The 625-nt window shown below is 69.9% G+C and carries 1 protein-coding gene and 1 pseudogene; both read left to right on the top strand.

Going from position 1 to position 625, the window contains the following annotated elements; genetic code table 11:
- Positions 1–356: dihydroxy-acid dehydratase (locus B2W70_RS15175; RefSeq protein WP_286746924.1), on the top strand; the 356-nt coding region annotated here is incomplete at its 5' end.
- A pseudogene (locus B2W70_RS18480) lies at positions 259–625 on the top strand (hypothetical protein); the annotation flags it as partial. The gene B2W70_RS15175 and the pseudogene B2W70_RS18480, both read left to right, overlap by 98 nt.

Here is a 625-nt window from a genome sequence, read left to right as displayed (position 1 = left end):
TGCTCGCCGTGTTGCAGGATCAGGGCTTTGCCGTGGCCCTGGTCACCGATGGGCGCATGTCCGGGGCCTCTGGCAAGGTGCCGGCGGCCATCCACCTCTCGCCCGAGGCGCTCGATGGCGGTGCCATCGCCCGCGTGCAGGAGGGCGACCTCATCACCGTCGATTGCGAGCGGGGTGTGCTGCAGCTCGAGGTCGATGACGCCGAGCTGGCCGCCCGGCCGCTGCCGGCGCCTTCGCCCCAAGCAGCCTGGCTGCCACATGGTCGCCAGCTGTTCGGCCTGTTCCGCCAGGGCGTGTCGAGGGCGGAGCAGGGCGCTTCGCCCTTGTTCCCGGCAGACTTGGGTCCGATGCCCTGAGGGGCCTGGCCCCGGCCTGCTGTCTCCAAGCGGCCTGCCAACTCGCGTTTCTGCACCACACCGTGTCAACACAGCGCCCAGCACGAGCCCGATCATGACGATGACCACGCCAGCCCCCTTGCCCACTTTCGCCACCCGCGTCCTGCCTGTCATCGTGATCACCGACGGGTCGCAGGCCGTGCCTTTGGCCGAAGCCTTGCTCGCCGGTGGCATCGACGCCATGGAGATCACCTTGCGCCACGCCGCCGGCTTGCCGGCCATCGAGGCCT

The organism is Aquabacterium sp. UBA2148, from assembly GCF_002328915.1.
Lineage (GTDB): Bacteria > Pseudomonadota > Gammaproteobacteria > Burkholderiales > Burkholderiaceae_C > Aquabacterium > Aquabacterium parvum.
The sequence above is the reverse complement of the archived record's forward strand: the minus strand, read 5'-3'. Positions and strand labels throughout refer to the sequence as shown.